Raw genomic sequence first — 22,140 nt, 5'->3', positions numbered from 1 at the left:
CCTTTCGAGAGGGTGTGCGGTCGCCGAAGGCTACTCGGCCTCAGGAAAATCGATAGCAGAATCAATTGGTTAACGTGGTTCCGCGCAAACAAAGGAAGCCGCGCGAAGTTGTTCACAGGCGCCGCGTTTGACTTCGCGCCATGTCGGAACAAAACTAGAACATTATTGATCGAGTATTTCGACCACGGCTTCGGCCGTGGTTACCTCTTCGGGGGATCACGCATGCAATTGGCGGTACGTAAGGTCGACGCCGTTTCGGCCGACCCGGATGTTGGGCAGTCGCACCACCGGATTCTCAGCCTGTCCGTCACCGGGGGGTTCCTCGACGGCACGCGGCTGGAATTCAGCGACGGCCTCAACTGCATCATCGGCGGCCGCGGCACCGGCAAGACCACGGCGCTGGAGTTCATCCGCTACATCCTGGGCATGATGCCGGACGCCGCCGACGGCCGGCCGCGGTCGCGCGCGATCGAGGGCCACGTGCGCGGGAATCTCGGCAGCGGCACGATCCACCTCGAGGTCGAGACGCGGCACGGCACGCGATATCGGGCCGAGCGACCCTGGGGGGACGATGTCCAGGTACTCGACGCCGAGGGTGAGCCGATTCCTGTCACCCTGGACCGCGACCTGGTGTTCAAGGCCGACATCTACAGCCAGAACGAGATCGAGGAGATCGCGACCAACCCGCGCTTCCAGTTGTCGCTGATCGACAAGTTCGCCGAGGAAGCGATCCGCGAGGCCAGTGCCGACATCCAGAAGGCCAAGCGGCAGATCGAGCAGAGTGCGCTCGACCTACGCCATGTCGACCACCGGATCCGCGAGATCGAGGATGTCATTCCCGAGATTGAGGTCGTCGGCAAGCGGCTGCAGGAGATGCAGGTGGTCGAGGGCGAGGACGCCGACCTCATCAACACTGCCCATGCCCACAAAGCACTGCGGACGCGCGAGACGGAGATGATCGCCGACCTTCGCATTGCCGTAACTTCGGCCGGCGCAGGCTTCCGGCGCTTTATCGATAGCGTCGCCGAGAACTGCGTCCATGCGATCGGAGAGGGCGTTCGCGAGGGGCCCAACGAGGTACTGTTCGAGGAGCTGGAGACCGCGGCATCGGAGTTCGTGGAATCCTTCCGTGCCGCGCTCCCCGAGATCCAGTCGAGGTGCACCGCGCTCACGAGCCGGCTGGACGATGTTGCGGCCAGGCTCGCTGCCGACCATGCCCGCCAGGAGCAGCACTACCGCGACGTGATCGCCCGATCGGCCGAGGAGAAGCAACGAGCATCGGAGCGGGCCAAGCTGCAGCAGCGCCATTTGACGTTGACGAAGGCGCGGCACGAGATGGATGGCTTGGTCCGCAAGCGCAAGAAGCTGGAGACCACGCACCGGCAGATGAACGCGAAGTTGTCGGAGCTGCGCGACCGGCGGTTCCAGCTGCGCAAGCAGGTCGCGGAGTGTCTCTCTCGCTCGCTCGCCCCGACCATCAAGGTCGTCGTTACCCAGGCAGGAGACCGGTCGGACTACGAGGCCCTGCTCAAGGAGATGCTGAAGGGCTGCGGCCTGCAGTACAACCGCATCGCTGCTCGCATCGTGGAGAACCTCTCTCCGGAGGAACTGTCGCGCATCGTCCGCAAGGGCGACGCCGTGCGGCTGGCGGAGGACGGCAACATCGCTGCGGACCAAGCCGCCAGGATCGTCGGCCATCTCCAGGAGAGCGACCAGATCGGCAAGCTGGAGACGATCGACCTCGAGGACGAGCCGCTGATCTCCCTGAAGGACGGCGCCGACTACAAGAACTCGGCGGATCTGTCGACGGGCCAACGCTGCACCGTCGTGCTGCCGATTCTGCTGCTGGAGAGCGAGCGCCCGCTGCTGATCGATCAGCCGGAAGATAATCTCGACAATGCCTTCGTGTACGACACCATCGTGCGGAGCCTGCGCAACGCCAAGGGCGGTCGGCAGCTGATCTTCGTGACGCACAATCCCAACATCCCCGTTCTGGGTGAGGCTGACCGGGTGTTCGTGTTCGCATCGGATGGCCGCCAGGGCACCGTTACCCACAGGGGCACGGTGGAGGACGTGAAGGAGCAGATCGAACACCTGCTCGAGGGGGGCAAGGAAGCCTTCGTCCTGCGCATGCAGAAGTACGGGCACTGAGTGAGCCGTGACCGAGCTGGAGAAGGATGACCTGCTGGCCGACCTCGATGCCGAGGACTGGGCGCGGGTCCGCGAGGGTGTGGAGCAGGCCGGCAGCTGGCTGAGATTCGGCCAGGCCGGCGAGCAGTTGAAGACGGAGGTGGCCGGCCGCCTTCTGCGGTTGGCGTCCCATCCGAAGTGGGAGGTGCGCAAGGCGGTTGCGCATGCCGTGCTGTTCCTGCGGCACGAGTTGTTCCACGCCGTGATTGCTCGCATCGTCGAGGATGAGAACACGTGGGTGCGTGAGGCAGCCCGGAAGACGCTGCGCCGACGCGATGGCCTGGCCCGGGCGGACAGCCATAGCGACAACCGAGGCGAAGAGGTCCTGAGCCTGCTGTCCGCTGTGGAGACGCGATACGGTGCACGGGCTCATCGGGCCACGCTGAACATCGCCGACCGGCTGAACCACCGGTTCGTGCGCGAGGCGTACCACGAGATCGTGCGAATCATCTCGCCGGTGGATGCCTCCTTGCTGAACCTCGAGCGACAGCTCGCGGCGCTGCGTGTGCCGGACGAGACGCTTGCGCATGTCCGGCGTGCCCGGGAACGCGTCGTCCTGGTCACGGACTTCCTCGACAACTTGCGGGCATTCACCACGCACACCCCGGCCGAGTTCACTGTGGAGACGCTGCATCCCATCGTGACGGAAGCGGTCGATCTCGCGCTCAGCCACATGGAGGGGCCCGCTGTCGGTGTCCAAGTGCGCCAGACCGTGAGCCGCGCCTTGAAGATCGACGCCAACCGGTCGCGTCTCCTGCAGGCGCTCATCAATATCGTGGTCAACGCTGTCGAGTCCTGTGTCCACCTGGGCCGTCAGGCGATGCTGACCATCTCAGCCGCCGCCGAGGGCGAGACGCATGTGCGGATCACCATCGGCGACAACGGCTGTGGCATGAGCGAGGAGGCGCTCCGCGACTGCGTCCTTCTCTATAGCTCCGGCAAGCCAGGCGGCATGGGCTTCGGCCTGCCGCTCGCCAAGAAGATCATCGAGATCGACCACCACGGAACGCTGTCGATCGATAGCCACATGGGCGCAGGCACCGTCGTGACACTCGTGCTGCCCGTCGATCAGGCGATCTGCGAGGAACAGGCTTCGTGATGCCATACCATACCGCACTCATCGTCGAGGACGAGCCGGAGATGGCCGCCGAGATCGCCGATCTGCTGCGATCGTTCGGCCACGGTCACATTCATGTCGAGACGCTGGCCGACGCCCGGGCGTGCCTTGACCAGGGCGGCTTCTGCTACGTGCTGCTCGACCTGCAGATCAAGGCCGACAGCCAGTCGATCAAGCCCCGTGTCGAATCAGGCATGTCGTTGCTGCGCGAGATTCGTCAGCGCTTCCCGGTGCATGGCGCGGAGGGCACGCACCTGCTGCCGGTGATCGTCGTCAGCGGGCACGGCAAGGAGCCGTTCAACATCATCGGCGCGTACAGGCACGGCATCGACGAGTTCATCGTGAAGCCGCTCGGTACGCAGGGTCAGGACGTGATCGGCCTGATCGGGCAGACGTTGGAGAAGGCGGGCCGCGCCGACCACATGCAGTGCGAGGCGCGTACTCACGAGGCGGCAGGGCAACTCGTACGACAAGGGCCGCCGGGACGCTTCTGGCATTCACCGGACTACTCGCAGGTATCGTTGAACGGCGAGCCGTACCTTTTCACGGGCGAGATCCAGCGTTCGGCGATTCGTATCCTTCATGCGGCATCACGCTGTGGGGAACCCTGGGTGACCGGCAAGACCCTCCTGAAGCAGGCGGGATCGAGCGATCTCAGCATGCGCATGGCCAACCTGTTCCGTCGCCATCCTGCGTGGGGCACCATCGTCGTCTCGAACAGCCGTGGACAGTATCGCCTGAGAACAGAGTAGTTCTGCGTAAAGCCGTCCATCAGCCATCCGCTGCCCATCCATCAGTCATCCATCACCGATCCATCACCGCTCCCGCAGAGGAATATCGCGCGTTCGTTCATCTTCTCGGCAGGTCTTGAACTTGTGGAGAAGGAGAGGGGACATGCCGGTTCGGCATCTCACCCAGTTCGAATTGGCCGAACGCTGGCGGATCAGCCCACGCACTCTCGAGCGGTGGCGCTGGCTTCGTCTGGGGCCTCAATACATCAAGATCGGCGGGCGCGTCGTCTACCTGCTCGGCGACATTGAAGCCTATGAGGCGGCCAAGCGCACGGAGACTTCGCTGTGAGCGCGCTGACAAAGCGTTGTGCTCCGACCGCCAACGATTTTATCCCCCCGGTTCGAGGCCGTAACAGAGAGAAGCACGCGCATCAGTCGGCGGCGCCGGCACGCGAACTTCTCATCGACGCGATTCAGTTCTGCGCCTGGATCGCCCAGGCAAGCCCTGGCGACACTCTCGAATATCATCGCGGCTTTCTGGCTCTGGACGCCGGTCCCGACAGCCAGACTCCCAGGAGCGATGAGCGCCGCGAGCTGGCCCGTGTTGCGCGCACCGCCTGCAGGGCAGCCGAGAAGAGGCTGGTTCACCTGGTCCAGCGCCGCAACGGCCCCGACGACTACTCCTACCTCGCGATCACGCGACAGCGTACCGACAAGGTCACCGCATCGCTGTCGACGTTGCTGCTGCAGGAGGGCGCGTGATGAGCGTGCCAGCGGTCCCCACGATCATGAGCTACCCGCCGATCAGCACTCAGGGTCGCGAGCTGTTCCGGAAGGGAACAGCTCTGCACACGCAGCACGCTGCGCCGACCTCCCGTCCTTCCAACCCCTCTGTCGTTCCCATGGAGAAGCAGTAATGGCCATATCGCTTTCGTCCCTTAAATCCACGACGGTGTGGTCGCCGCCGCGGATCCTCGCCTACGGCGTCGCCGGCGTGGGCAAGACCACTTTCGCGACCGGCGCCGACAAGCCGGTCGTCGTGCCGACCGAGGACGGGCTCGGCAAGATCAATGTGCCGCACTTCCCGCTGGCCAAAAGCTTCGACACGGTGATGGAGGCCCTCGCGGCGCTCTACAGCGAGCCGCACGACTACAGGACCGTGGTGGTCGACAGCATCGACTGGCTGGAGCCACTGGTCTGGCAGCGCGCCTGCAAGGATAACGGCTGGCGCTCGATCGAGGACCCCGGCTACGGCAAGGGCTTTATCGCTGCCCTCGACCTGTGGCGTCAGTATCTCGATGGTCTGAACGCGCTGCGCGACGAGCGCGGCATGACGGTGATCCAGCTCGCCCATACCGACATCAAGCGCTTCGACAGTCCCGAGCACGAACCCTACGACCGCTACGTGATCAAGCTTCATGCCCGCGCCTCGGCGTTGCTGCAGGAGCATTCCGATGCGGTGCTGTTCGCCAACTACCGCATCAGCACGGTGAAGTCCGACGTCGGCTTCAACAAGAAGGTGACACGGGCGCTCGGCAGCGGCGAGCGCGTTCTCTACACCGCCGAGCGTCCCGCGTTCCTCGCCAAGAACCGATACGGCCTGCCCGACATGCTGCCCCTCGACTGGCAGGCCTTTGCCGCGGCGATGCCGCAACAGTAGCCCCGACAGAACAGGAGATCCCCATGGCGAGTTTTGGAACCACTTTCGACGCCACCGGCGTCGACCCCATGAAGCCGCTGGAGGTGCTGCCGCCCGGCAGGTACCCGGCACAGATCGTCGCCAGCGACATGCGCCTCACCAAGGACGGCATGGGCCAGTACCTCAACCTGGAGATCGACGTGCTGGACGGACCCTACAAGGGACGCAAGCTGTTCGACCGCCTGAACCTGGTGAACAGCAACACCCAGACCGTCGAGATCGCCCAGCGGGCGCTGTCGGCGATCTGCCATGCGACCGGGCGCCTCCAGGTGCAGGACAGCGAGGAGCTGCACCTGATCCCCTTCATGGCTGTCGTTCAGGTCCAGCCGCCGAAGAACGGCTACGGCGAGAGCAACAAGATCCGCTACCAGCCGCTAGAAGGGGCGACGCCTGCAGCGCAGCCCACGCCGGTCGCCCGTCCTGCCACCGCGGCCCCGGCCATGCCGGCGCCTCAGGCCACCCCGGCCGCCGGCGGCTTCAAGACCGCGCCCTGGAAGCGCTCCGCCTGAAGCCCGTGCCCATCGCCGGCGACGTCCTGCTCGATGCCGCCGGCGGCAATGCCCCCTTCGAACCCGGAAAGCCCGACATGACAGCACAGCCCTCTGCCGAGCCGCGCGCCCGTCTTGCCGAGATCGACGACGCGATGGCCTCCATCAAGACCCAGATCGCCTCGGCCGACCTGCTGCGCCAGGCGAGTGGCAAGCCCATCGACCCGCGCTGGTTCCACCGTGCCAAGACGGCGCTGCGCCATCTGCAGCGCGAGCGCGTTGGACTGGTCCAGCAGTCCCGGCCGCGACGCGAGTCGGTGAAGGACTGCCTGATCGCCATGCTGCGCGAGCGCCACGACGAGACGACCTGGTCGACGCTGCTGACCGAAGCCCGGCGGCGAGCCGGGGAGGCCGCGTGATGGCGCCCTTGCCCAGTCCACCGACGCTCACCCTGTCGGCGATCTACGCAGCCTACGAGGCCGAGCACCGCGACGGCTTCCGAGACCATCTCGGCGCCTCGCTGATCGGCAAGTCCTGCGAGCGGGCACTCTGGTACGACTTCCGCTGGGTGACCCTGGTGCAATTCCCGGGGCGCATCCTGCGCCTGTTCGAGACCGGCAACCTCGAGGAGACCCGCCTGGTACGCAACCTGCGCATGACAGGGGCCACGGTGCTGGAGGTCGATCCCGAGACTGGCCGTCAGTGGCGGGTCGAGGCCCATGGCGGCCACTTCGGGGGGGCGCTCGATGCCGTGGCGATCGGGCTGCGGGAAGCGCCCAAAACCTGGCACGTGGTCGAGTTCAAGACGCACTCGGCCAAGAGCTTCCGCGATCTCGGCGCCAAGGGAGTTGCCGTCTCCAAGCCGCAGCACTGGGCGCAGATGCAGGTCTACATGCATCTGACACAGCTGACGCGCGCCCTGTACCTGGCAGTCTGCAAGGATACCGACGCGCTGCATGTCGAGCGCGTGCATGCCGACCGTTCGGCAGCCGAGCGCCTGCTCGATAAGGCCCGGCGAGTGATCGAGGCGCAGCGGCCGCCCTCCCGCATCTCCGAGGACCCGACCTGGTGGGAGTGCCGGTTCTGCGATCACCGTGCCGTCTGCCACGAGGGCGCGGCGTCGGAATCGAACTGCCGGACCTGCCTGCACTCGACTGCCATCGAAGGAGGCTGGCACTGTGCGCGCTTCGACCGTGCACTCGAAAGCTCCGCGCAGCGCGCCGGCTGCGGCAAGCACCTGCTCATCCCCGACCTGGTGCCGGGCGAGGTGGCAGACGCCGGCGAAGACCATGTCGTCTATCGCATGCCAGATGGCACGCAATGGGTGAACGACGCCCGGGATGGTGTCTAATGCTGAGCCTTCGACCCTACCAGCAGGCTGCCATCCAGGCGATCTACGACTACTACGCCCGCCATTCCGGGCATTGTTGCGTGGTCATCCCGACGGCGGGCGGCAAGTCGATCGTGCTGGCCTCGTTCATCCAGGGCGTTCTGCAGCAGTGGCCCGACCAGCGCATCCTCGTGGTTACCCACGTGCGCGAACTGATCGCGCAGAACCATGCCGAGATGATGGGCCTGTGGCCGGAGGCGCCCGCCGGCATCTATTCGGCCGGGCTCGGCCGCCGCGACATCGGTGCCCGGGTCCTGTTCGCCGGTATCCAGTCGATTCATCGCCGGGCCTACGACGTGCAGCAATGCGACCTGGTGCTGATCGATGAAGCCCATCTCATCCCGCGTGCCTCCGACACCATGTACCGGCGCTTCCTCGACACGCTGTCGCGCATCAACCCGGCACTCAAGGTGATTGGCTTCACCGCCACGCCTTATCGGCTCGACAGCGGTCTTCTGCACGAGGGCGAGGGGCGGCTGTTCACCGACATTGCCTACGAAGTGTCGATCCGCGACCTGATCGACCATGGCTACCTCTGCCCGCTGATCAGCAAGGCGACCGATCTCACCCTCGACGTTGGTGGTGTCGGCAGTCGCGGTGGCGAGTTCATCCCGGGGCAGTTGCAGGCGGCCGTCGACCGAGAATCGATCACCAAGGCCGCGATCGACGAGATCCTGGCCTACGGCGAGGGCCGCCGCTCCTGGCTGGCGTTCTGCTCGGGCGTCGAGCACGCGACCCATGTCGCCGAGGCCCTGCGCGAGCGCGGCGTGAGCTGCGCCACGATCTTCGGCGACACGCCGTCGGCCGAGCGCGATCGCATCGTCGCAGCCTTCAAGAGGGGCGAGATCCGGGCACTGGTATCGATGGGCGTGCTGACGACCGGCTTCAACGCCCCCGCGGTTGACCTGATCGCCATGCTGCGTCCCACCAAGTCGGCCGGGCTCTACGTCCAGATGGCCGGCCGCGGCACCCGGCTCGCGCCGGGCAAGGACAACTGCCTGGTCCTCGACTTCGCCGGCAACGTGGCCCGGCATGGGCCGATCGATGCCGTCAAGCCGAAGCGGCCGGTGGAGGGTGAGGGGCCACCGCCGACCAAGATCTGCCCTGACTGCGACAGCATCCTGGCGGCCGCCGTGCGGCAGTGTCCCGACTGTGGCCACCAGTTCCCGCCGCCGGAGATCAAGGTCGCCGCGACGGCGAGCACGCTCGCCATCCTGTCGGCCGTACCGGCGGAATGGATGGAGGTGTCCGAGGTTTTCTACAGGCGCCACGAGAAGCCCGGTAAGCCGCCGTCCATGCGCGTGGACTACAGCTGCGGCCTCGTTCGCCACAGCGAGTGGATCTGCTTCGAGCACACCGGTTACGCCCGCCAGAAGGCCGTCGACTGGTGGCAGCGGCGCGGCTCCGCCCCGGTGCCGAGCACCGTCGCCGAGGCCCTGGACGCCACCGACATCCTAGCGATGCCCACCGCCATCTTCGTGCGTCCGAGCGGCCGCTTCACCGAGATCGTCAATCACAGGTTTGAGCCATGCCCCACCCCGGCCTCTGTACCGTCTGCCGCCGCGAGCCTCGTGGGTTCGGCTGGTTCGATGCCCGCTATCGCGTCAGCGACCCCCGGCGCGACACCAGTCGCCGGCACCTCTGCTCGATCCCCTGCCAGGACCTCTGCCATGGGAGGCGAGGCATGATCGACCCGACGCCGAACGAGCGTGCTGCGATCCTGCATGGCGGCGACATGGCCGGCGAGTATCTCGACAGCCTGGGCAAGACCGATCTCGCGCTGTTCAGCAGCGAAGAATGGCAGACGCTGATCGAGGTGATCGTCACCGGCTACTGCGACCACTTGCGGTCGCTTGCTGGCCAGGATCGCGGCCGGCTTGACGGCTTATCCGAGCAGGTGCCGTTTTGAGCGCGGCGTTCAGCTTCATGGCGCGGTTCGGCGCCCGCCTCGTGGCCAATGGCTATGCCATCCTCCCGATCCAGCCCGGGACCAAGAAGCCGGGCCGTTATCGTAGCGGCGAGTGGTGCGACTATCCCGCCTGGACTCGGCATGCCGCGCGCGCCACGACCGATCTCGAACTCCAGCTCTGGAGCGGCTGGCCGGACGCAGGCATCGGCATCGTGGGCGGCGCCGTGGCCGCGGTCGACATCGACATCGCCGACAATGCCGAGCTGGCACTCGATATAGAGCGGCTGGCTCGCGAGCGGCTGGGCGACACGCCAGCCCTGCGCATCGGCCGGGCGCCCAAGCGGCTGCTGGTCTATCGCACCGTGAAGCCGTTCAAGGGCATCAAGCGGCATCCGCTCGAAGTGCTCTGTCTTGGCCAGCAGTTCGTGGCCTACGCGGTGCATCCCGCTACCAACCGGCCTTACGAGTGGCCGGAAGAAAGTCTTGCCGACCTCGATATCGCCAGCCTGCCGGCGATCGACGAGGAACAGGCGCGGGCGTTCCTGGACGAAGCCGTCGCCCTGCTGCCGCAGGCGCTGCGTTCGGCCACGCTCGCCGAGCCCGCCAAGGCGCCGCGGCCGGCACATGCGCAGCAGGGGACACCGGAGGCGGTGCAGGCGGCACTCGCGTTCATTCCCAACGCCGACCTCGACTACGACAGCTGGGTGCGCATTGGCCTGGCCATCAAGGGCGCCATCGGCGATGGCGGCGCGTCGCTGTTCGCCGCCTGGTCCGCGCAGTCGGCCAAGGATGTGCCGGCCGCCACGGCGAAGGCCTGGGCCAGCTTCCGGCCCAACAGTATCGGCGCCGGCACGATCTACCATCTCGCCATGGAGCGTGGATGGAAACCGGATGCCGGGCTCGAGCTGGACGGTGCCGCGCTGCGCGATGCCGTGCATCCGGCGGCCGGTATGCTGGCCAAGATCAGCAACGCGTCTGCTCCGATTCAGGAACAGGACCAGTTCTCGCTCGTGATCCCGGACGGCCTCGTCGGCGACCTGACTCGGTACATGGTCGCGACCGCCCGCCGGCCGCAACCGCTCCTGTCTCTTGGGGCCAGCCTGTGCGCCGTCGGGGCCCTGATGGGCCGCAAGTACCGCACCGAGAGCAATCTGCGCAGCAACCTCTACATCGTGGGTGTTGCCGATTCGGGCTCGGGCAAGAACCACAGCCGCGAGGTCATCAACGATCTCTTCCTGGCCGCCGGGCTGGTCGACCATCTCGGCGGCAACAAGATCGCCTCCGGCGCCGGCCTGCTGACGGCCGTGCACCGGCAGCCGGCCATCCTGTTCCAGATCGACGAGTTCGGCATGTTCCTCTCGGCAGCGGCCGACCGGCGTCGCAGCCCTCAGCACATCACCGCCATCCTCGACAACATGACGGAGCTGTACACCGCGGCAGGCGGTGTCTTCCTCGGCGCCGAGTACGCCAATCGCGACGGCCACAACGAGCGACGTGACATCAACCAGCCCTGCTTGTGCGTCTACGGCACAACGACGCCCGTGCGGTTCTGGAGCGCCCTTGAGGGCTCCAATGTCATCGACGGGTCGCTCGCGCGGTTCATCATCCTGCCGACCGAGGACGACTATCCGGAAGAGAACCCGAGTTCGGGGATCCGTGTGCCGCCGGCCGGCCTGGTCGAAGGGCTTCGTCTCATCGCCGCCGGCGGCGGCCGGCAGATCGGGAACCTGGTGGGCCGGACGGCCGGACTGGAGACTGCGGTCGATCCCATGGTTGTGCCGATGCAGCCCGCCGCCCAGGACGCCTTCCGTGCTCTCGGGCAGGAGATCACCCGGGAACTGCGGGAGGCGCGCGGCACTCCTTTCACGGCCATCCTCGCCCGCATCGGCGAGAATGCCCAGAAGCTGGCGCTGATCCGCGCCGTCGGCATCGATCCTGTGGCGCCCGCGATCAGCGGTGATGATGCCGATTGGTCCATCGAGCTGGTCAGGCGCTACGCCTTGCGCACTGTCAGCGCCGTCGAGCGGCACGTCGCGGACAACGACACAGAGCGCAATCACAAGCGCATCCTCGAAATCATCCGCAGTGCAGGCAGCGACGGCCTGGGCAAGAGCCAGCTGATTCGCCGGACCCAGTTCATCGACAAGCGGCAGCGGGACGAGATCCTGGTGACGCTGGTCGAGGCGGGCCTTGTAACAATGGCTATGCGATCCACAGCGACGAAGCCGGGACTGTCCTATCGAGCGACACAGCAGGAGGTATGACCATGAACTTCTACAGAACCATCAAGCGGCATCGCCTGGCCAACCGCTGCTCCACAACAGAAAACTGGAATCCTTCCATCCTTCAATCATTCAAGGGGGGGCAAGGGGGCAGGGGGATGAGAGGGGCTCTAGTAGAGAGTCCTATATGGTTTATTACTATTTGAATTATTTAATTATATGAGCCTAACCCAGTGTCTGGGGGCCTCGGTCTTCATGGGCCCTCTTTGAAGCTTTCTTGAACTTGCACCGTCCGCTGCCGGGCCTGTCGCCCAGCGGGACCTTACTCAACCCGATCCCTCCTGGTTCGGGCGGGAGCCGCACCTTCGCCGGATGCCGCGCTCGCCCCGACCGCCCCGAACCTCGAGGAGGTCGTCATGTCCGTTGTTCAGGCGCAGTCGCGCCCTGCTACTCCTGTTATCGACAGCATCGCCAGCAAGCCACCATCGGCGCAAACGATCCTCGCGCTGGATCTCGGCACCACGACCGGCTGGGCCATGGCGCTGCCCGACGGCGGCATCGTGAGCGGCACTGTCTTGTTCCGCCCCAATCGCTTCGAAGGTGGCGGCATGCGGTACGTCCGCTTCACCGACTGGCTCGTCGGCATCGCGATGATGACCAACGGCCTGCATCGGGTGGTATTCGAGGAGGTGCGGCGCCATGCCGGTACCGATGCTGCCCACGCCTACGGCGGCTTTCTCGCCACTCTGACGGGGTGGTGTGAAGAGCACGAAGTCCCTTACCAGGGCGTCCCCGTCGGCACGATCAAGCGTCACATCACCGGCCGCGGCAACGCCGACAAGGCAGCCGTGATCGAAGCGGTTCGCGCCCGCGGCTACAGCCCGGCCGACGACAACGAGGCCGATGCCATCGCCATCCTTCTTTGGGCCATGGAGACCAGGGGAGGCATGCGATGAACGGCGATCGCGCGATCGGCCTCGAACGGCGCGACGGCCATGGCGTCGGCCGCGATCTCCGCGGCATGACGGCTGAGGAACTCACTGCACTGGGCCATGTCCGCATGAGCGCGCAGCAGGCCCTGAGGCTGCGCTGCATCGACTGCTCCGGCGCGTCGGCGGCGGAGGTGCGGCTGTGCATCCACGTGCAATGCCCGGCCTGGCCGCTCCGGATGGGCAGGAGCCCGTGGCGGGCGCCGCCCAGCGAGGCGCAGTTGGCACAGGTGAGGACCCTGGCTGCCAGAAGGGCCGTTGGCGCCGCCAATCAACCAAGCCGCCGTGGCTCCGACGCGACGGCGGGGGTGGCCGCTACCCCCGTACCTGCCGACGGCGATGTCGGCCAAACCCACGGCGGCGCTGGGCGCGGAGCGGAGGACCGGCCATGACCCCCGAAACCTTCCTCGACCAGGCCGCACATGTGCTGCGCGACCGCCGGGCAACCTACGGAGATCCGCGCCAGAGCATGGCAGCCATCGCGGCGCGCTGGTCGATCACCCTGGGCCATCCCGTGACGCCTGCCCAGGTCGTGCTGTGCATGCTGGACCTGAAACTTGCTCGGCTCGTTCACGATCCCCGGCACGTGGATTCCCTCCGCGATGTCGCCGGCTACGCCGCCGTGCTCTGCGAGGTGTCGCGATGAAGTGGGCACCGCGGGGTTACGGCGGCAATCGCCCGTCGCCCGAGTCCATCAAGCAGGAAGGATGGCGTGCCCAGGGCGTCCTGGTCATCGAGGTCGACGATCAGCGTCTGACCTGGCCGGAGCGCGAGCTAGTGCGGCAGCTCGGCGAGAGGCTCTACGGCGACAAGCAAAATCAGCGGGAGGGTCGCCATGAATGACTGGACGCCGGCGATGGTCGAGGAGCGCCTGATCGAGGCGGCTGCCGTCCTGCGACGCCTGCCGCGAGAGCGGGGGCAGGGCTACTTCAGCACGTGGCCCCAGACGTTCGTCGAGTTCAGCGACCTCGTGGGCCAGACGCCTGAGCCCATGCGGTTGCCGCCGCCCTCGGCAGCCGCCATCAGCCGCATGGACGCCGCCCTGCCATGGCTGCTGTGGTTGGCGCCGCTCGATGCGAAAATTGTATGGCGACGAGCCAGCGGCGAGCGCTGGAAGTCGATCTGCTGGTCGGTCGGGCTGGCCCGGGCCGCGGCGCACGAGCACTGGCTCTATGCGCTCTGCGTCATCGCGTGGCGGCTAAATGGCCGTGCCGCGCCGAAGGGAGTGGGGCGCCGGGAGCTGATTGGCCGCCTGCGGGCTGTGCAGGCATAGCCCCATGATCCGGCCGCGTGTTCTGGACGGACGACGAAGCCGGCGGCCACGCTATCGGCGTGACCGCCGGCCTGCGCCGAGGGTGGACGCTACTCGGCCACTCGATATACGCGACCCCGGCCATCGACCTTCTCGGAGTCGACCTTGAGGCCGAGCTTCTTCTTCAAGGCGCCGGACATGGCGCCGCGTATTGTGTGTGACTGCCACGTCAGCGCCTTCACCATCTCGTCGATGGTGGCACCCTCGGGCCGCTTCAGCATGGCGATCAGCTGAGACTGCTTGCTCTCGCCGCGTGGCGCCTTTGCTTCGGCGGCCGCAGGATTCAGTGCGGCGCGCTTGGTCTTGGTGGTGGTCGTCTTGCGGGTGGCCTTGGCCATGGTCTTTGCTCCTGGTAGCGAGCCGCGACGGTCGCGGCTCCTACTGACCGGAGCCCCGCCAGCCTGAGCCGGTCGGGGCTGGGGAGCGTGGTCGGCTACTACTCGGCGTACTCGCCTTCCCTGAAGGCGGCGTCGATGATGCGCTTCAGCTGTTCGGCGTAGTGGGCGAGGGTGCCGACGTGGCCCCAGTCGACTTCGTCCGGGGCCACGTTGAAGTGGTCGTCGCTGAGCGCCTTGAGGCGCGCGAGCATTGTGTCGATCTCGGCCTTCCTGGCGATGTAGGCGTCGAGGGCGGTGCGGCTCATATCGGTCTCCGTCGTTGGTGACCGCATAAGCGCTTCGATGACGCCACGAGCCAAGTGAACAAGCAGATCATCGCATTGCTATCTTCGGCGCATCACGATCACGGGATTACAAGCGCTGCAACCGCGCGTCGGCTTGGCGCCCTTCATGTCGAGCCGCCCAAAACGGGCCGTTTCTTGGAGGCATTAGCGGACGGGAAATATTCGCCGGTGCTCGACGGCGGCGGACGGCTCAGAAGTCCCGACAGGGGCGGCTTTCCCGGCCGTACGGCGCGTCCCGGCCCTCTCGGCGGTCGTTGCTGCCGCTCGCGACGAGGCCCCAAAACAGGCCGTTTCTTGGTGGCATTGGCGGACGGGAAATATTCGAGTGTGGTTTTGGGCCGGCGGAAAAATTCTCTGCGTGAGCCCCATGCCGGCAGCACGCCCCAAAAGCCCCAAGGATCAGAGGCCCCCTACCCCCTGACAGGCGATGGAATCACTATAGGGCACCTCGAAGAATGGGCCTGTCAGCGACCTGCTGTCCATGGCACCGGACGTTTTGTGGGTTCGGCGTGGCTTGGTGAGCGCCATCAGCGGCTTTTTGCCTCCTGACGCTCAGGTTGGTGCGTAGCGGACGGACTCATCCCGTCATGCGGCGGCAGCTCGTTCCAGGATCACCAGGCGGCGGATGTTGTAGGCGAGATTCTGAAGCCCGATCTTGACCTTCGCACGCACGATGCCGATCGTGCGGACGAGTCGTCCACCTGGCGCGTTCTCCTGGGCGCCGAACACGTGCTCGATGCGCGCCCGCACCTTGCTCTTCCTGGTGTTTGCCTTTGTCTCCGCATCGCTCAGCGGATGATTGCGGTGTCCGCGCTTGTGGATACGGCTCCTGAAGCCCCGCGCCTTGAGCTTCCGCTCCGTCTCGGCCGAGCGATAGGCACTGTCGGCGTACACCTCGCTCGACGTGTTGCCCTTGTTCAGAAGATCGTCAATCGCCTGGCTATCGTGGACACTCGCGTCGGTAACCCCGTATTCGCGGATCAGCTTGTACCGGGCATCGGCGTTCACATGGTTCTTGTAGCCGAAGAAGCTACGCCCATGCTTCTTGGTCCAACGCGCGTCCTTGTCCTTCTGCCGATTCTTTGCAGGCCTTTTCTTCCAGTCCCTGGGCGTCGTGCCGGCCTTGACCTGATCGTTCTCGTCCCGGCTGTTGCTCTGCCGGGGCACAGGAACGATCGTGGCATCGACCATCTGGCCACCGCGCGCGATGTAGCCCTTGGCTTCGAGATGCTGGCCAAAACGCTCGAACAGCTTGTCGATCAGACCAGCCTTGGCGAGCTTCTCGCGGAACAGCCACAGCGTCGTGCCATCCGGAATGCTGGCCTCGATGCCAAGCCCGAGAAAGCGCGTGAACGACAGACGGTCGCGCACCTGGTACTCGATCTGCTCATCCGACAAATTATACAGCGACTGCAAGATCAACATTCGGAACAGAACGAGCGCGTCGATTGGCTTGCGGCCAGCGCTGCTCTTTCTGGCCTCGTCGGCGGTCAACACCACAGCCTCGATGTCGCCTCGGAACGTCTCCCATGGCACCAGTGCAGAGATACCAACCAAAGGATCGCCCTTCGCAGACAGCGCAGAAAGCCGTTTGTCCGCATCGAAGAAGCCGAACTGCGCCATCATCGCCCTCGCCGAACCATCTCGTCAGCTACGAGACTCACACACGTCAGTCAGTGGCGCTATTATTCGAGGTGCCCTATAGTATAAAGGCCTTGGCCACCGCAATCAAAGCTATGTCGGAAAGTGCGGCGTTCCCCGTTAGCATAGACAAGCTAGCCAAAAAGCATTTGCTGTCTCAGCGGGTCGCGCCTCGGCCCGTTGCAGAACCGTCCCCGTTGGGGCCGTCGAAGGAGCGGGAGACGTCGGTGCTCTCGAGTTAGTCGTGGTCCGATGAATTGAGGTCGTTCAGAGCGGCATTCAGCGTTGTTGCCTACTGGGTCGGCTCATCGAGTGGGTCGATGCAGAAGAACGCAGCGATGGAGCGGGCGCTGACGGGGAAATAAGCAATGAGTGGCCAAGGTGTTGCCGGCGCAGGACGGTCAACTGATGCCGCAGGGCGACGAGTTCGAGCTCCAGTGTGAGGCGACGAACCCGGAGCAAGAGCAGGGAACCGAGGGCGGACAGAAGCCGTGAGCATGCCGATGGCGGTATGACTGTGGTAAACGCTGCACTTCCTTGGCTTTTGGAGTTTTGAGTGCGCACAGCTAGCGCGTCAGCGCATGTGTTCCCAGAGATCGCGCTCTTCTTCGTGGCGGCCATGCTCGACTCCCTTGAAGTCGCCGCGCGACACGACGCCCAGGATCCTTCCGTCCTTCACCAGCGGCACGTGCCGGAAGCCGCCGTCCCACATCAGACGCAGCGCGCCGATGGCGGTGCGGTCGGGCGACATGGTGATGGGATTGGCCGTCATGACGGCGCGCAGTGGGGTCGTCGCCGCCTCGAGACCCTCGGCCAGGACGCGGCATACCGCATCGCGCCCGGTGAAGATGCCCGCCAGCCGGCCATCTTCCTTGGTCACCAAGACCGATCCTGCCCCAGTTTCCCGCATCTGCTGGCTGGCTTCCTTGACGGTCGCCGTCTCGCCCATCTTGAGCGGGCGCTGGTCCAGAACGATGTCGCCAAGCTTTCGCATCTGACCTCCTGATGCCGGCGGGGAACCGGACACGTTTACGGATGCGTGACAATGGCATGACAACGGCGTCATGCGTTTGACCAAGGTCAATGCTACCCCGCCTCGGAGACCCCATAGGAGGGAGTGAAATCCCCCTCACTGGCGGGACCCCTGCGACAATAGGAAATGTATTGGCGAATGCATCGATTATGAGACACCGGCTCGCTTGTGGCCCTGCAAGCGGATCGACCTGATGTCACTGTGCGCGGGGCCCCCCTCCAGCGCCAATCTTCCAGCGAACTCCTCGGATCTGGAGGACCATAGGTTGATAAAGAACTGCATCGGAAGATGCGGAATCGGAGTGGGATCCCAACTCGTCCGCTCGTGAATTAGCTTGTCGTCCACGAACCACTTGATTCCTGTAGGCTCCCACTCGATCGCGTAGCGGTGGAAATCCTCGGAAGCATCAAAGCCGAGGTCAATCTGAACCGGAGTGCCCCGATATCCGTAGTTGAGCTCCGCACCGTCATCACCCGGGTTGTAGTAGACGTTGATTAGGCGCGCGCCTCTGACGGCTCCTCGACCGACTTCAGGAAGCGCAGCAGCAGGTTTCCGACCAGATCGGGCGCCTCGACAAGAACGGAGTGCCTGAGGCGTGGGAGGATGACGAGTTCCGACTGCGGGAGGGCCGCCGCGATCTTCTCGTTGAGCGCGGGGCTGCAGCCGGGGTCGAATTCTCCGGTCGTCACCAGCGTCGGCGCAGCAATCTCGCCCAGCCACGGACCGGTCTCGGTCGTGGCAAAGACACGATAGGTCTCAAGGTAGACCCTCGGGTCGGCGTTCAGCATCTGCTGCTTGCGCTGCTCGACGAAATCGGGACGTTCCTGCCTGAACTCGTCGGTGAACCATCGGCTGAGCATGGTATCGAGGATGCCCGGCATGCCTTCCGCCTCGATCTTCTTGACGAAGTTCGCGCTGTTGGCCCTCGCCTCGGGACTACGGAAAGCTGCGGTGCAGATCAGGCCGAGTGACCTGATCCGTTCCGGATGGAGCCGTGCATAGGCCGGTACGATCATCCCGCCCAGGGAATGACCGATGAAGTGCGCCCGTTCGATGCGGAGCTGGGCGCGCAGCGCTTCGAGGTCCGCGACGAACTCGTCAAGACCGAAGGGCGAGGTGGCACCCTCGGATCCCCCGTGTCCCCTGAGGTCGTAGGAGATGCACTGGAAGTGGGGCGCAAGCTTCGCGACGACACCCTCCCAGACCTGGCGCCGCGCGCCGACGCCGTGCGTCAGGAACACCGCGGGCCCGGTTCCCACGATCGAGTATTCGGAGCGAATCGGCTGAGCCATGACGAAATCCTTCTCGAATGAACGGCGAGCGTCTGCGCGCGGGCGTCAGCTCATCCCGACGAAGATGTCCGTGCCCTCGACCTTGACGGGGAAGGTCTTGAGCGGCTCCTCGGGTGGACCCTCGACAACGGCGCCGGTGCGGATGTCGAAGAAGGCCTGGTGAAGCGGGCACTCCACGCATCCCTTGTCGACATAACCCTCGGAGAGGAAGGCGAACTGGTGCGTGCAGATGTTGGCGGTGGCGAAGTAGCCGTCTTCGAGGCGGAAGAGGGCGATCTCGACGCCGTCCACCTCGACGCCGATCACGTCCTTGTCGGCCAGCGCGCTCGTCTCGGCCGCCTTGTGCCAGGTCGTCATCCGTACCTCAATGCAGTTGATGTACCCATAATCCGTATCGATGGAGTCGATATGAAGACAGGAGGATAGACCACCGCGCTCGGGGGGGCGTCAATCGTGTTCCGGCAGCGCCATCGACGCACTCGATATTGATATAGATCGTATCGATTTGAGTGGAGGAAGTTGCAACGTCATGCTCGGCGACGACCAAGGAAGGGCCGGGCAATGGACAAGACAGGCAAGACAGGCGGCGGCAACGAGGGTGCTTACGCCAGGACGTTCCTGCCGGTGACGCAGGCGAACCATCCGACGGGAGAGATGTATCACGATCCCGCCGTGCTCGAGCGCGAGAAGCAGGTGATCTTCGGCGAGGACTGGCTCTGCATCGGTCGCGCCGAGGAGATCGCCAATCCGGGCGACTACAAGACGTTCCGCATCGTCGAACAGCCGGTCCTGCTGTGCCGGACCTCCGAGGGTCGGATCGCCGCCTATTCCAACACCTGCGTCCATCGCGGCGTCGAGGTGGCCAGCGGCGCGGGCAACACCAAGGAATTCACCTGCCCGTATCACGGCTGGCTCTACAATCTCGAGGGCGAGTTGATCGGCGCGCCCTACATGCGCGACTCCGAGGGATTCGACCGCAAGAACTGCAAGCTGCCCGAGCTGCCCTGCGAGACGTTCCAGGGCTGGGTGTTCGTCTCGTTGAACAAGACACCCGAGAAATTCGAGACTTTCGTCGCCGAGTTCGCCGAGAAGTTCGGCTATCTCGACATGGAGCCGATGCGGCTCGGCATCCAGCGCGACATTCCGCTCAGCTGCAACTGGAAGCTGATGGTCGAGAACTTCATCGACTTCTACCATATCGGCGTGCTGCACAAGGACACGATCGGCCGCTTCATGAAGACGACCGACGTGCCCTACGAGACACGCAAGCGCGGCCAGGTCTTCATCAACGAGTACGACGCGGGCTCCCACACCAAGTCCGGCGAGGTCTTCGTCGAGCCGATCCCGGCGCTGAGGAACAAGCCGCCGCGCTTCTCGCAGGCCGGCGTCATCACGCCCAACGTCAACTTCTTCGTGCGGCCTGATTACGTGATGCTCTATTCGTCGTGGCCGGTCGACGTGAACACGATGATCATGAAGCAGTTCATCGTCTTCCCGCGGCATGTCGTCGAGGCGCCGAACTTCCCCGAGGTGAAGCGCCAGTTCCTCGAGATGAGCGACAAGATCCTGGGCGAGGACGTCGCCATGGTCGAATCGCTGCAGAACGCCTCGCGGGCCAAGCACTTCGTTCCCGGCCGCATGAGCCGGCTCGAGAAGGGCGTGCAGCACTTCATCCTGCACAATCTCGGTCGCATCTACGGCGAACCGCAGATGGCCGCCGCGGCTGAGTAGATCGCCGCCCGATGTTCTATGAATGCGCCCGCAACGATCACGGTTTGCCTCACAATCCTCTGAAGCAGTGCGTCGTGCCTCGACCCATCGGCTGGGTGTCGACGATCGACGGCAGGGGCCGGGTCAACCTGGCGCCGTTCAGCTTCTTCAACCTGGTGAGCGAGCACCCGCCGCTGGTCATCTACTGCCCGGTCGGTGCCCATGCCGAAGGCGGCGAGAAGGACTCGCTGCGCGCGGTGCGTGATGTCGGTGAGTTCGTGATCAATGTCGCGACCTACAGCCTGCGCGAGGCGCTGAACGTGTCCTCGGCGCCCGCCGGCCGGGATGTCGACGAGTTCGAACTGGCGGGGTTGAGCAAGGAGCCGTCGCAGCTCGTGCGGCCGCCAAGGGTCAAGGAATCGCCGCTCCATCTGGAATGTCGGCTGGTGAAGGTGATCTCGATGCCCGGCTCGTTCGGCGGCGTCGACAACTGCATGGTGCTGGGCGAGGTGCTGGGCGTCCACATCCGCGACGATCTCCTGCAGGACGGGCTGCTGAAGATCGACCGGCTCGAGCCGATCGCGCGGCTCGGCTACCAGGAATACGCCGTCGTACGCGAGACATTCACTATGCCCCGGCCCACGCGCGTCACCGTCGAGGGCGCCTGAGCCTCGCAGGATAAGGAAAGCGCCCATGTTCACGTCGAAGCGGCTGCTGCGTGCAGCCGACAATCTGGTCAGCAAGCACTTCGCCGTGGGCAACGGCGAGACCGTTCTCATCACGGCCGACACGGCGACCGAGAGCAAGCTGATCCAGGCGGTCGCCGACACGGTGATCCAGGCGGGCGGCAAGCCGCTCATCGCGGTGGCGCCGCAGCTTCCCTTCCAGGGCGGGCTCGCCGATCCTTACGTTTCCGACGCGCTGAAGGCCGCGGCCATCGCCTGCGACGTCTGGTTCGACTTCTGCTTTCCCTATCATGCCGGGTCGGGGGCGCATTCGGCCGCCATGGACGCCAACCGCTGCCGCTATGCGCTGCTGGCGCTCGCGGAGGCCGACAGTTTCGAGCGGCTCTACGGCTGCGTCGACTTTGCTGCGATGATGGATTTCAACGTGGCGCTCGCGGAGTTCTTCGCGGAGGCGGCGGGCCAGCAGGTGCGCTTCACCTGCCCACGAGGCACGGACGTGACGCTGACGCTCGACAAGCTGAAGATGATTCGCCAGCGCGTCTGCCAGAGCCCGGGCATGAACACCGTGCCGGGCACGCAGAGCTTCTATCCGGTGATGGACAGTGTGAAGGGCAGGATCATCATCCAGGCGCTGTTCGACGAGTATTACCGGAAATTGCGTGCCCCGATCACCATCGAGGTCGACGGCAAGATCAAGGGCTTCACCGGCGGCGGCACCGAGGACCGGCCGAGCTTCGGGCGCGCCCTGCGCCGGGCCGGCGGGAAGGGCGACTTCGGCTACTTCGTCCATTTCACCCTGGGCTTCCATCCCGGCACCATGCTCACCGAGCGGCAGTTCATCGAAGACATCCGCATTCCGGGTTCCAATGCGATCGGCATGGGCCTGCCCTGGTGGGAGCCGGGCGGCGGTGAGAACCACCCCGACGGCATCGTCTTCGACCAGTCGCTGTGGGTGGGCGACGTCCAGCTCGTGAATGACGGCGACTTCGTGGGCCCCGGCCGGCTCGCGAAGCTCCACGAAGCCATGTCGCGGCGGCTGGACTAGGCCG

General features: G+C 65.3%; 28 protein-coding genes. 21 read left to right on the top strand and 7 right to left on the bottom strand.

Annotated features, from left to right (window positions below):
• The first annotated feature begins 12 nt into the window (after positions 1–12).
• The 17 genes from ACP15H_RS19305 (at position 13) to ACP15H_RS19225 (ending at position 14,008) form a co-directional block, all read left to right on the top strand.
• Positions 13–2,151 carry an AAA family ATPase gene (locus ACP15H_RS19305; RefSeq protein ID WP_425067773.1) on the top strand — a complete coding sequence of 713 codons (2,139 nt, stop codon included), beginning with the start codon at positions 13–15 and terminating at the stop codon, positions 2,149–2,151.
• Positions 2,152–2,158: 7 nt separating this feature from the next.
• Positions 2,159–3,289, top strand: a complete 1,131-nt coding sequence (locus tag ACP15H_RS19300) for an ATP-binding protein (protein ID WP_425067772.1) — start codon at positions 2,159–2,161, stop codon at positions 3,287–3,289.
• Positions 3,289–4,059, top strand: a complete 771-nt coding sequence (locus ACP15H_RS19295; protein ID WP_425067771.1) for a response regulator — start codon at positions 3,289–3,291, stop codon at positions 4,057–4,059. Before ACP15H_RS19300 ends, ACP15H_RS19295 begins: the two co-directional genes overlap by 1 nt.
• Positions 4,060–4,201: 142 nt before the next feature.
• Positions 4,202–4,387 (top strand): helix-turn-helix transcriptional regulator, encoded by a 186-nt coding sequence (locus ACP15H_RS19290; protein WP_298309335.1) that lies wholly within the window; start codon positions 4,202–4,204, stop codon positions 4,385–4,387.
• Positions 4,384–4,800, top strand: a complete 417-nt coding sequence (locus tag ACP15H_RS19285) for a hypothetical protein (RefSeq protein ID WP_425067770.1) — start codon at positions 4,384–4,386, stop codon at positions 4,798–4,800. Before ACP15H_RS19290 ends, ACP15H_RS19285 begins: the two co-directional genes overlap by 4 nt.
• 154 nt (positions 4,801–4,954) lie before the next feature.
• Positions 4,955–5,698, top strand: coding sequence for an ATP-binding protein (locus ACP15H_RS19280; RefSeq protein WP_425067769.1), 744 nt, complete (start codon positions 4,955–4,957; stop codon positions 5,696–5,698).
• A gap of 23 nt (positions 5,699–5,721) precedes the next feature.
• The gene (locus ACP15H_RS19275) at positions 5,722–6,246 is read left to right on the top strand and encodes a DUF669 domain-containing protein (RefSeq protein WP_425067768.1); all 525 of its coding nucleotides are present in this window, start codon (positions 5,722–5,724) and stop codon (positions 6,244–6,246) included.
• Between the two features lie 5 nt (positions 6,247–6,251).
• Positions 6,252–6,644, top strand: a complete 393-nt coding sequence (locus ACP15H_RS19270) for a hypothetical protein (protein WP_425067767.1) — start codon at positions 6,252–6,254, stop codon at positions 6,642–6,644.
• Positions 6,644–7,576 (top strand): PD-(D/E)XK nuclease family protein, encoded by a 933-nt coding sequence (locus ACP15H_RS19265; protein WP_425067766.1) that lies wholly within the window; start codon positions 6,644–6,646, stop codon positions 7,574–7,576. Before ACP15H_RS19270 ends, ACP15H_RS19265 begins: the two co-directional genes overlap by 1 nt.
• Complete coding sequence (locus ACP15H_RS19260) at positions 7,576–9,303, top strand: DEAD/DEAH box helicase family protein (RefSeq protein WP_425067765.1); 1,728 nt, start codon at positions 7,576–7,578, stop codon at positions 9,301–9,303. The genes ACP15H_RS19265 and ACP15H_RS19260 overlap by 1 nt, the downstream gene beginning before the upstream one ends.
• Complete coding sequence (locus tag ACP15H_RS19255; RefSeq protein ID WP_425067764.1) at positions 9,300–9,524, top strand: DUF6511 domain-containing protein; 225 nt, start codon at positions 9,300–9,302, stop codon at positions 9,522–9,524. Before ACP15H_RS19260 ends, ACP15H_RS19255 begins: the two co-directional genes overlap by 4 nt.
• Complete coding sequence (locus tag ACP15H_RS19250) at positions 9,521–11,788, top strand: PriCT-2 domain-containing protein (RefSeq protein ID WP_425067763.1); 2,268 nt, start codon at positions 9,521–9,523, stop codon at positions 11,786–11,788. The genes ACP15H_RS19255 and ACP15H_RS19250 overlap by 4 nt, the downstream gene beginning before the upstream one ends.
• A 494-nt stretch (positions 11,789–12,282) precedes the next feature.
• A complete protein-coding gene (locus ACP15H_RS19245) occupies positions 12,283–12,702 on the top strand; it encodes a hypothetical protein (RefSeq protein ID WP_425069932.1) in 420 nt (139 codons plus the stop codon).
• A complete protein-coding gene (locus ACP15H_RS19240; protein WP_425067762.1) occupies positions 12,699–13,127 on the top strand; it encodes a hypothetical protein in 429 nt (142 codons plus the stop codon). The genes ACP15H_RS19245 and ACP15H_RS19240 overlap by 4 nt, the downstream gene beginning before the upstream one ends.
• Positions 13,124–13,381 (top strand): DUF6378 domain-containing protein, encoded by a 258-nt coding sequence (locus ACP15H_RS19235; RefSeq protein WP_425067761.1) that lies wholly within the window; start codon positions 13,124–13,126, stop codon positions 13,379–13,381. The genes ACP15H_RS19240 and ACP15H_RS19235 overlap by 4 nt, the downstream gene beginning before the upstream one ends.
• Positions 13,378–13,578 carry a hypothetical protein gene (locus ACP15H_RS19230; RefSeq protein WP_425067760.1) on the top strand — a complete coding sequence of 67 codons (201 nt, stop codon included), beginning with the start codon at positions 13,378–13,380 and terminating at the stop codon, positions 13,576–13,578. The genes ACP15H_RS19235 and ACP15H_RS19230 overlap by 4 nt, the downstream gene beginning before the upstream one ends.
• Positions 13,571–14,008: a DUF6362 family protein gene (locus ACP15H_RS19225; protein WP_425067759.1), complete on the top strand. Its 438-nt coding sequence runs from the start codon at positions 13,571–13,573 to the stop codon at positions 14,006–14,008. The genes ACP15H_RS19230 and ACP15H_RS19225 overlap by 8 nt, the downstream gene beginning before the upstream one ends.
• Before the next feature lie 89 nt (positions 14,009–14,097).
• Here the strand turns inward: ACP15H_RS19225 and ACP15H_RS19220 are convergent, their stop codons facing one another.
• The 3 genes from ACP15H_RS19220 to ACP15H_RS19210 form a co-directional block, all read right to left on the bottom strand.
• A complete protein-coding gene (locus ACP15H_RS19220; RefSeq protein ID WP_425067758.1) occupies positions 14,098–14,385 on the bottom strand; it encodes a DUF3489 domain-containing protein in 288 nt (95 codons plus the stop codon).
• A gap of 98 nt (positions 14,386–14,483) precedes the next feature.
• Entirely contained in the window at positions 14,484–14,690 is a 207-nt protein-coding gene (locus ACP15H_RS19215) for a hypothetical protein (protein ID WP_425067757.1), read from the bottom strand.
• A 624-nt stretch (positions 14,691–15,314) separates the two neighbouring features.
• Positions 15,315–16,352: an IS5 family transposase gene (locus ACP15H_RS19210; protein WP_425069919.1), complete on the bottom strand. Its 1,038-nt coding sequence runs from the start codon at positions 16,350–16,352 to the stop codon at positions 15,315–15,317.
• Positions 16,353–16,742: 390 nt separating this feature from the next.
• Between ACP15H_RS19210 and ACP15H_RS19205 the strand changes: the two genes are divergently transcribed.
• The gene (locus tag ACP15H_RS19205) at positions 16,743–16,865 is read left to right on the top strand and encodes a hypothetical protein (RefSeq protein ID WP_425067756.1); all 123 of its coding nucleotides are present in this window, start codon (positions 16,743–16,745) and stop codon (positions 16,863–16,865) included.
• A 79-nt stretch (positions 16,866–16,944) separates the two neighbouring features.
• Here ACP15H_RS19205 and ACP15H_RS19200 read toward each other — a convergent pair whose 3' ends face one another.
• The 4 genes from ACP15H_RS19200 to ACP15H_RS19185 form a co-directional block, all read right to left on the bottom strand.
• Positions 16,945–17,364: a cyclic nucleotide-binding/CBS domain-containing protein gene (locus ACP15H_RS19200; protein ID WP_425067755.1), complete on the bottom strand. Its 420-nt coding sequence runs from the start codon at positions 17,362–17,364 to the stop codon at positions 16,945–16,947.
• Positions 17,365–17,550: 186 nt separating this feature from the next.
• Positions 17,551–17,898 carry a family 16 glycosylhydrolase gene (locus ACP15H_RS19195; protein ID WP_425069931.1) on the bottom strand — a complete coding sequence of 116 codons (348 nt, stop codon included), beginning with the start codon at positions 17,896–17,898 and terminating at the stop codon, positions 17,551–17,553.
• Positions 17,898–18,695, bottom strand: coding sequence for an alpha/beta fold hydrolase (locus tag ACP15H_RS19190; protein ID WP_425067754.1), 798 nt, complete (start codon positions 18,693–18,695; stop codon positions 17,898–17,900). The genes ACP15H_RS19195 and ACP15H_RS19190 overlap by 1 nt, the downstream gene beginning before the upstream one ends.
• A gap of 45 nt (positions 18,696–18,740) precedes the next feature.
• On the bottom strand, positions 18,741–19,052 hold the full coding sequence (locus ACP15H_RS19185; RefSeq protein ID WP_425067753.1) for a non-heme iron oxygenase ferredoxin subunit: 312 nt from the start codon (positions 19,050–19,052) through the stop codon (positions 18,741–18,743).
• 204 nt (positions 19,053–19,256) lie between these two features.
• Between ACP15H_RS19185 and ACP15H_RS19180 the strand changes: the two genes are divergently transcribed.
• The 3 genes from ACP15H_RS19180 to ACP15H_RS19170 all read left to right on the top strand — a co-directional run bounded on the left by ACP15H_RS19180 (position 19,257) and on the right by ACP15H_RS19170 (position 22,136).
• The gene (locus ACP15H_RS19180) at positions 19,257–20,426 is read left to right on the top strand and encodes an aromatic ring-hydroxylating oxygenase subunit alpha (RefSeq protein WP_425067752.1); all 1,170 of its coding nucleotides are present in this window, start codon (positions 19,257–19,259) and stop codon (positions 20,424–20,426) included.
• A gap of 74 nt (positions 20,427–20,500) precedes the next feature.
• Positions 20,501–21,073: a flavin reductase family protein gene (locus tag ACP15H_RS19175; RefSeq protein WP_425067751.1), complete on the top strand. Its 573-nt coding sequence runs from the start codon at positions 20,501–20,503 to the stop codon at positions 21,071–21,073.
• Positions 21,074–21,098: 25 nt separating this feature from the next.
• Positions 21,099–22,136: a hypothetical protein gene (locus ACP15H_RS19170; protein ID WP_425067750.1), complete on the top strand. Its 1,038-nt coding sequence runs from the start codon at positions 21,099–21,101 to the stop codon at positions 22,134–22,136.
• The last annotated feature ends 4 nt before the right edge of the window (positions 22,137–22,140 follow it).

Source organism: Reyranella sp. (assembly GCF_965249915.1).
Lineage (GTDB): Bacteria > Pseudomonadota > Alphaproteobacteria > Reyranellales > Reyranellaceae > Reyranella.
The sequence above is the reverse complement of the archived record's forward strand: the minus strand, read 5'-3'. Positions and strand labels throughout refer to the sequence as shown.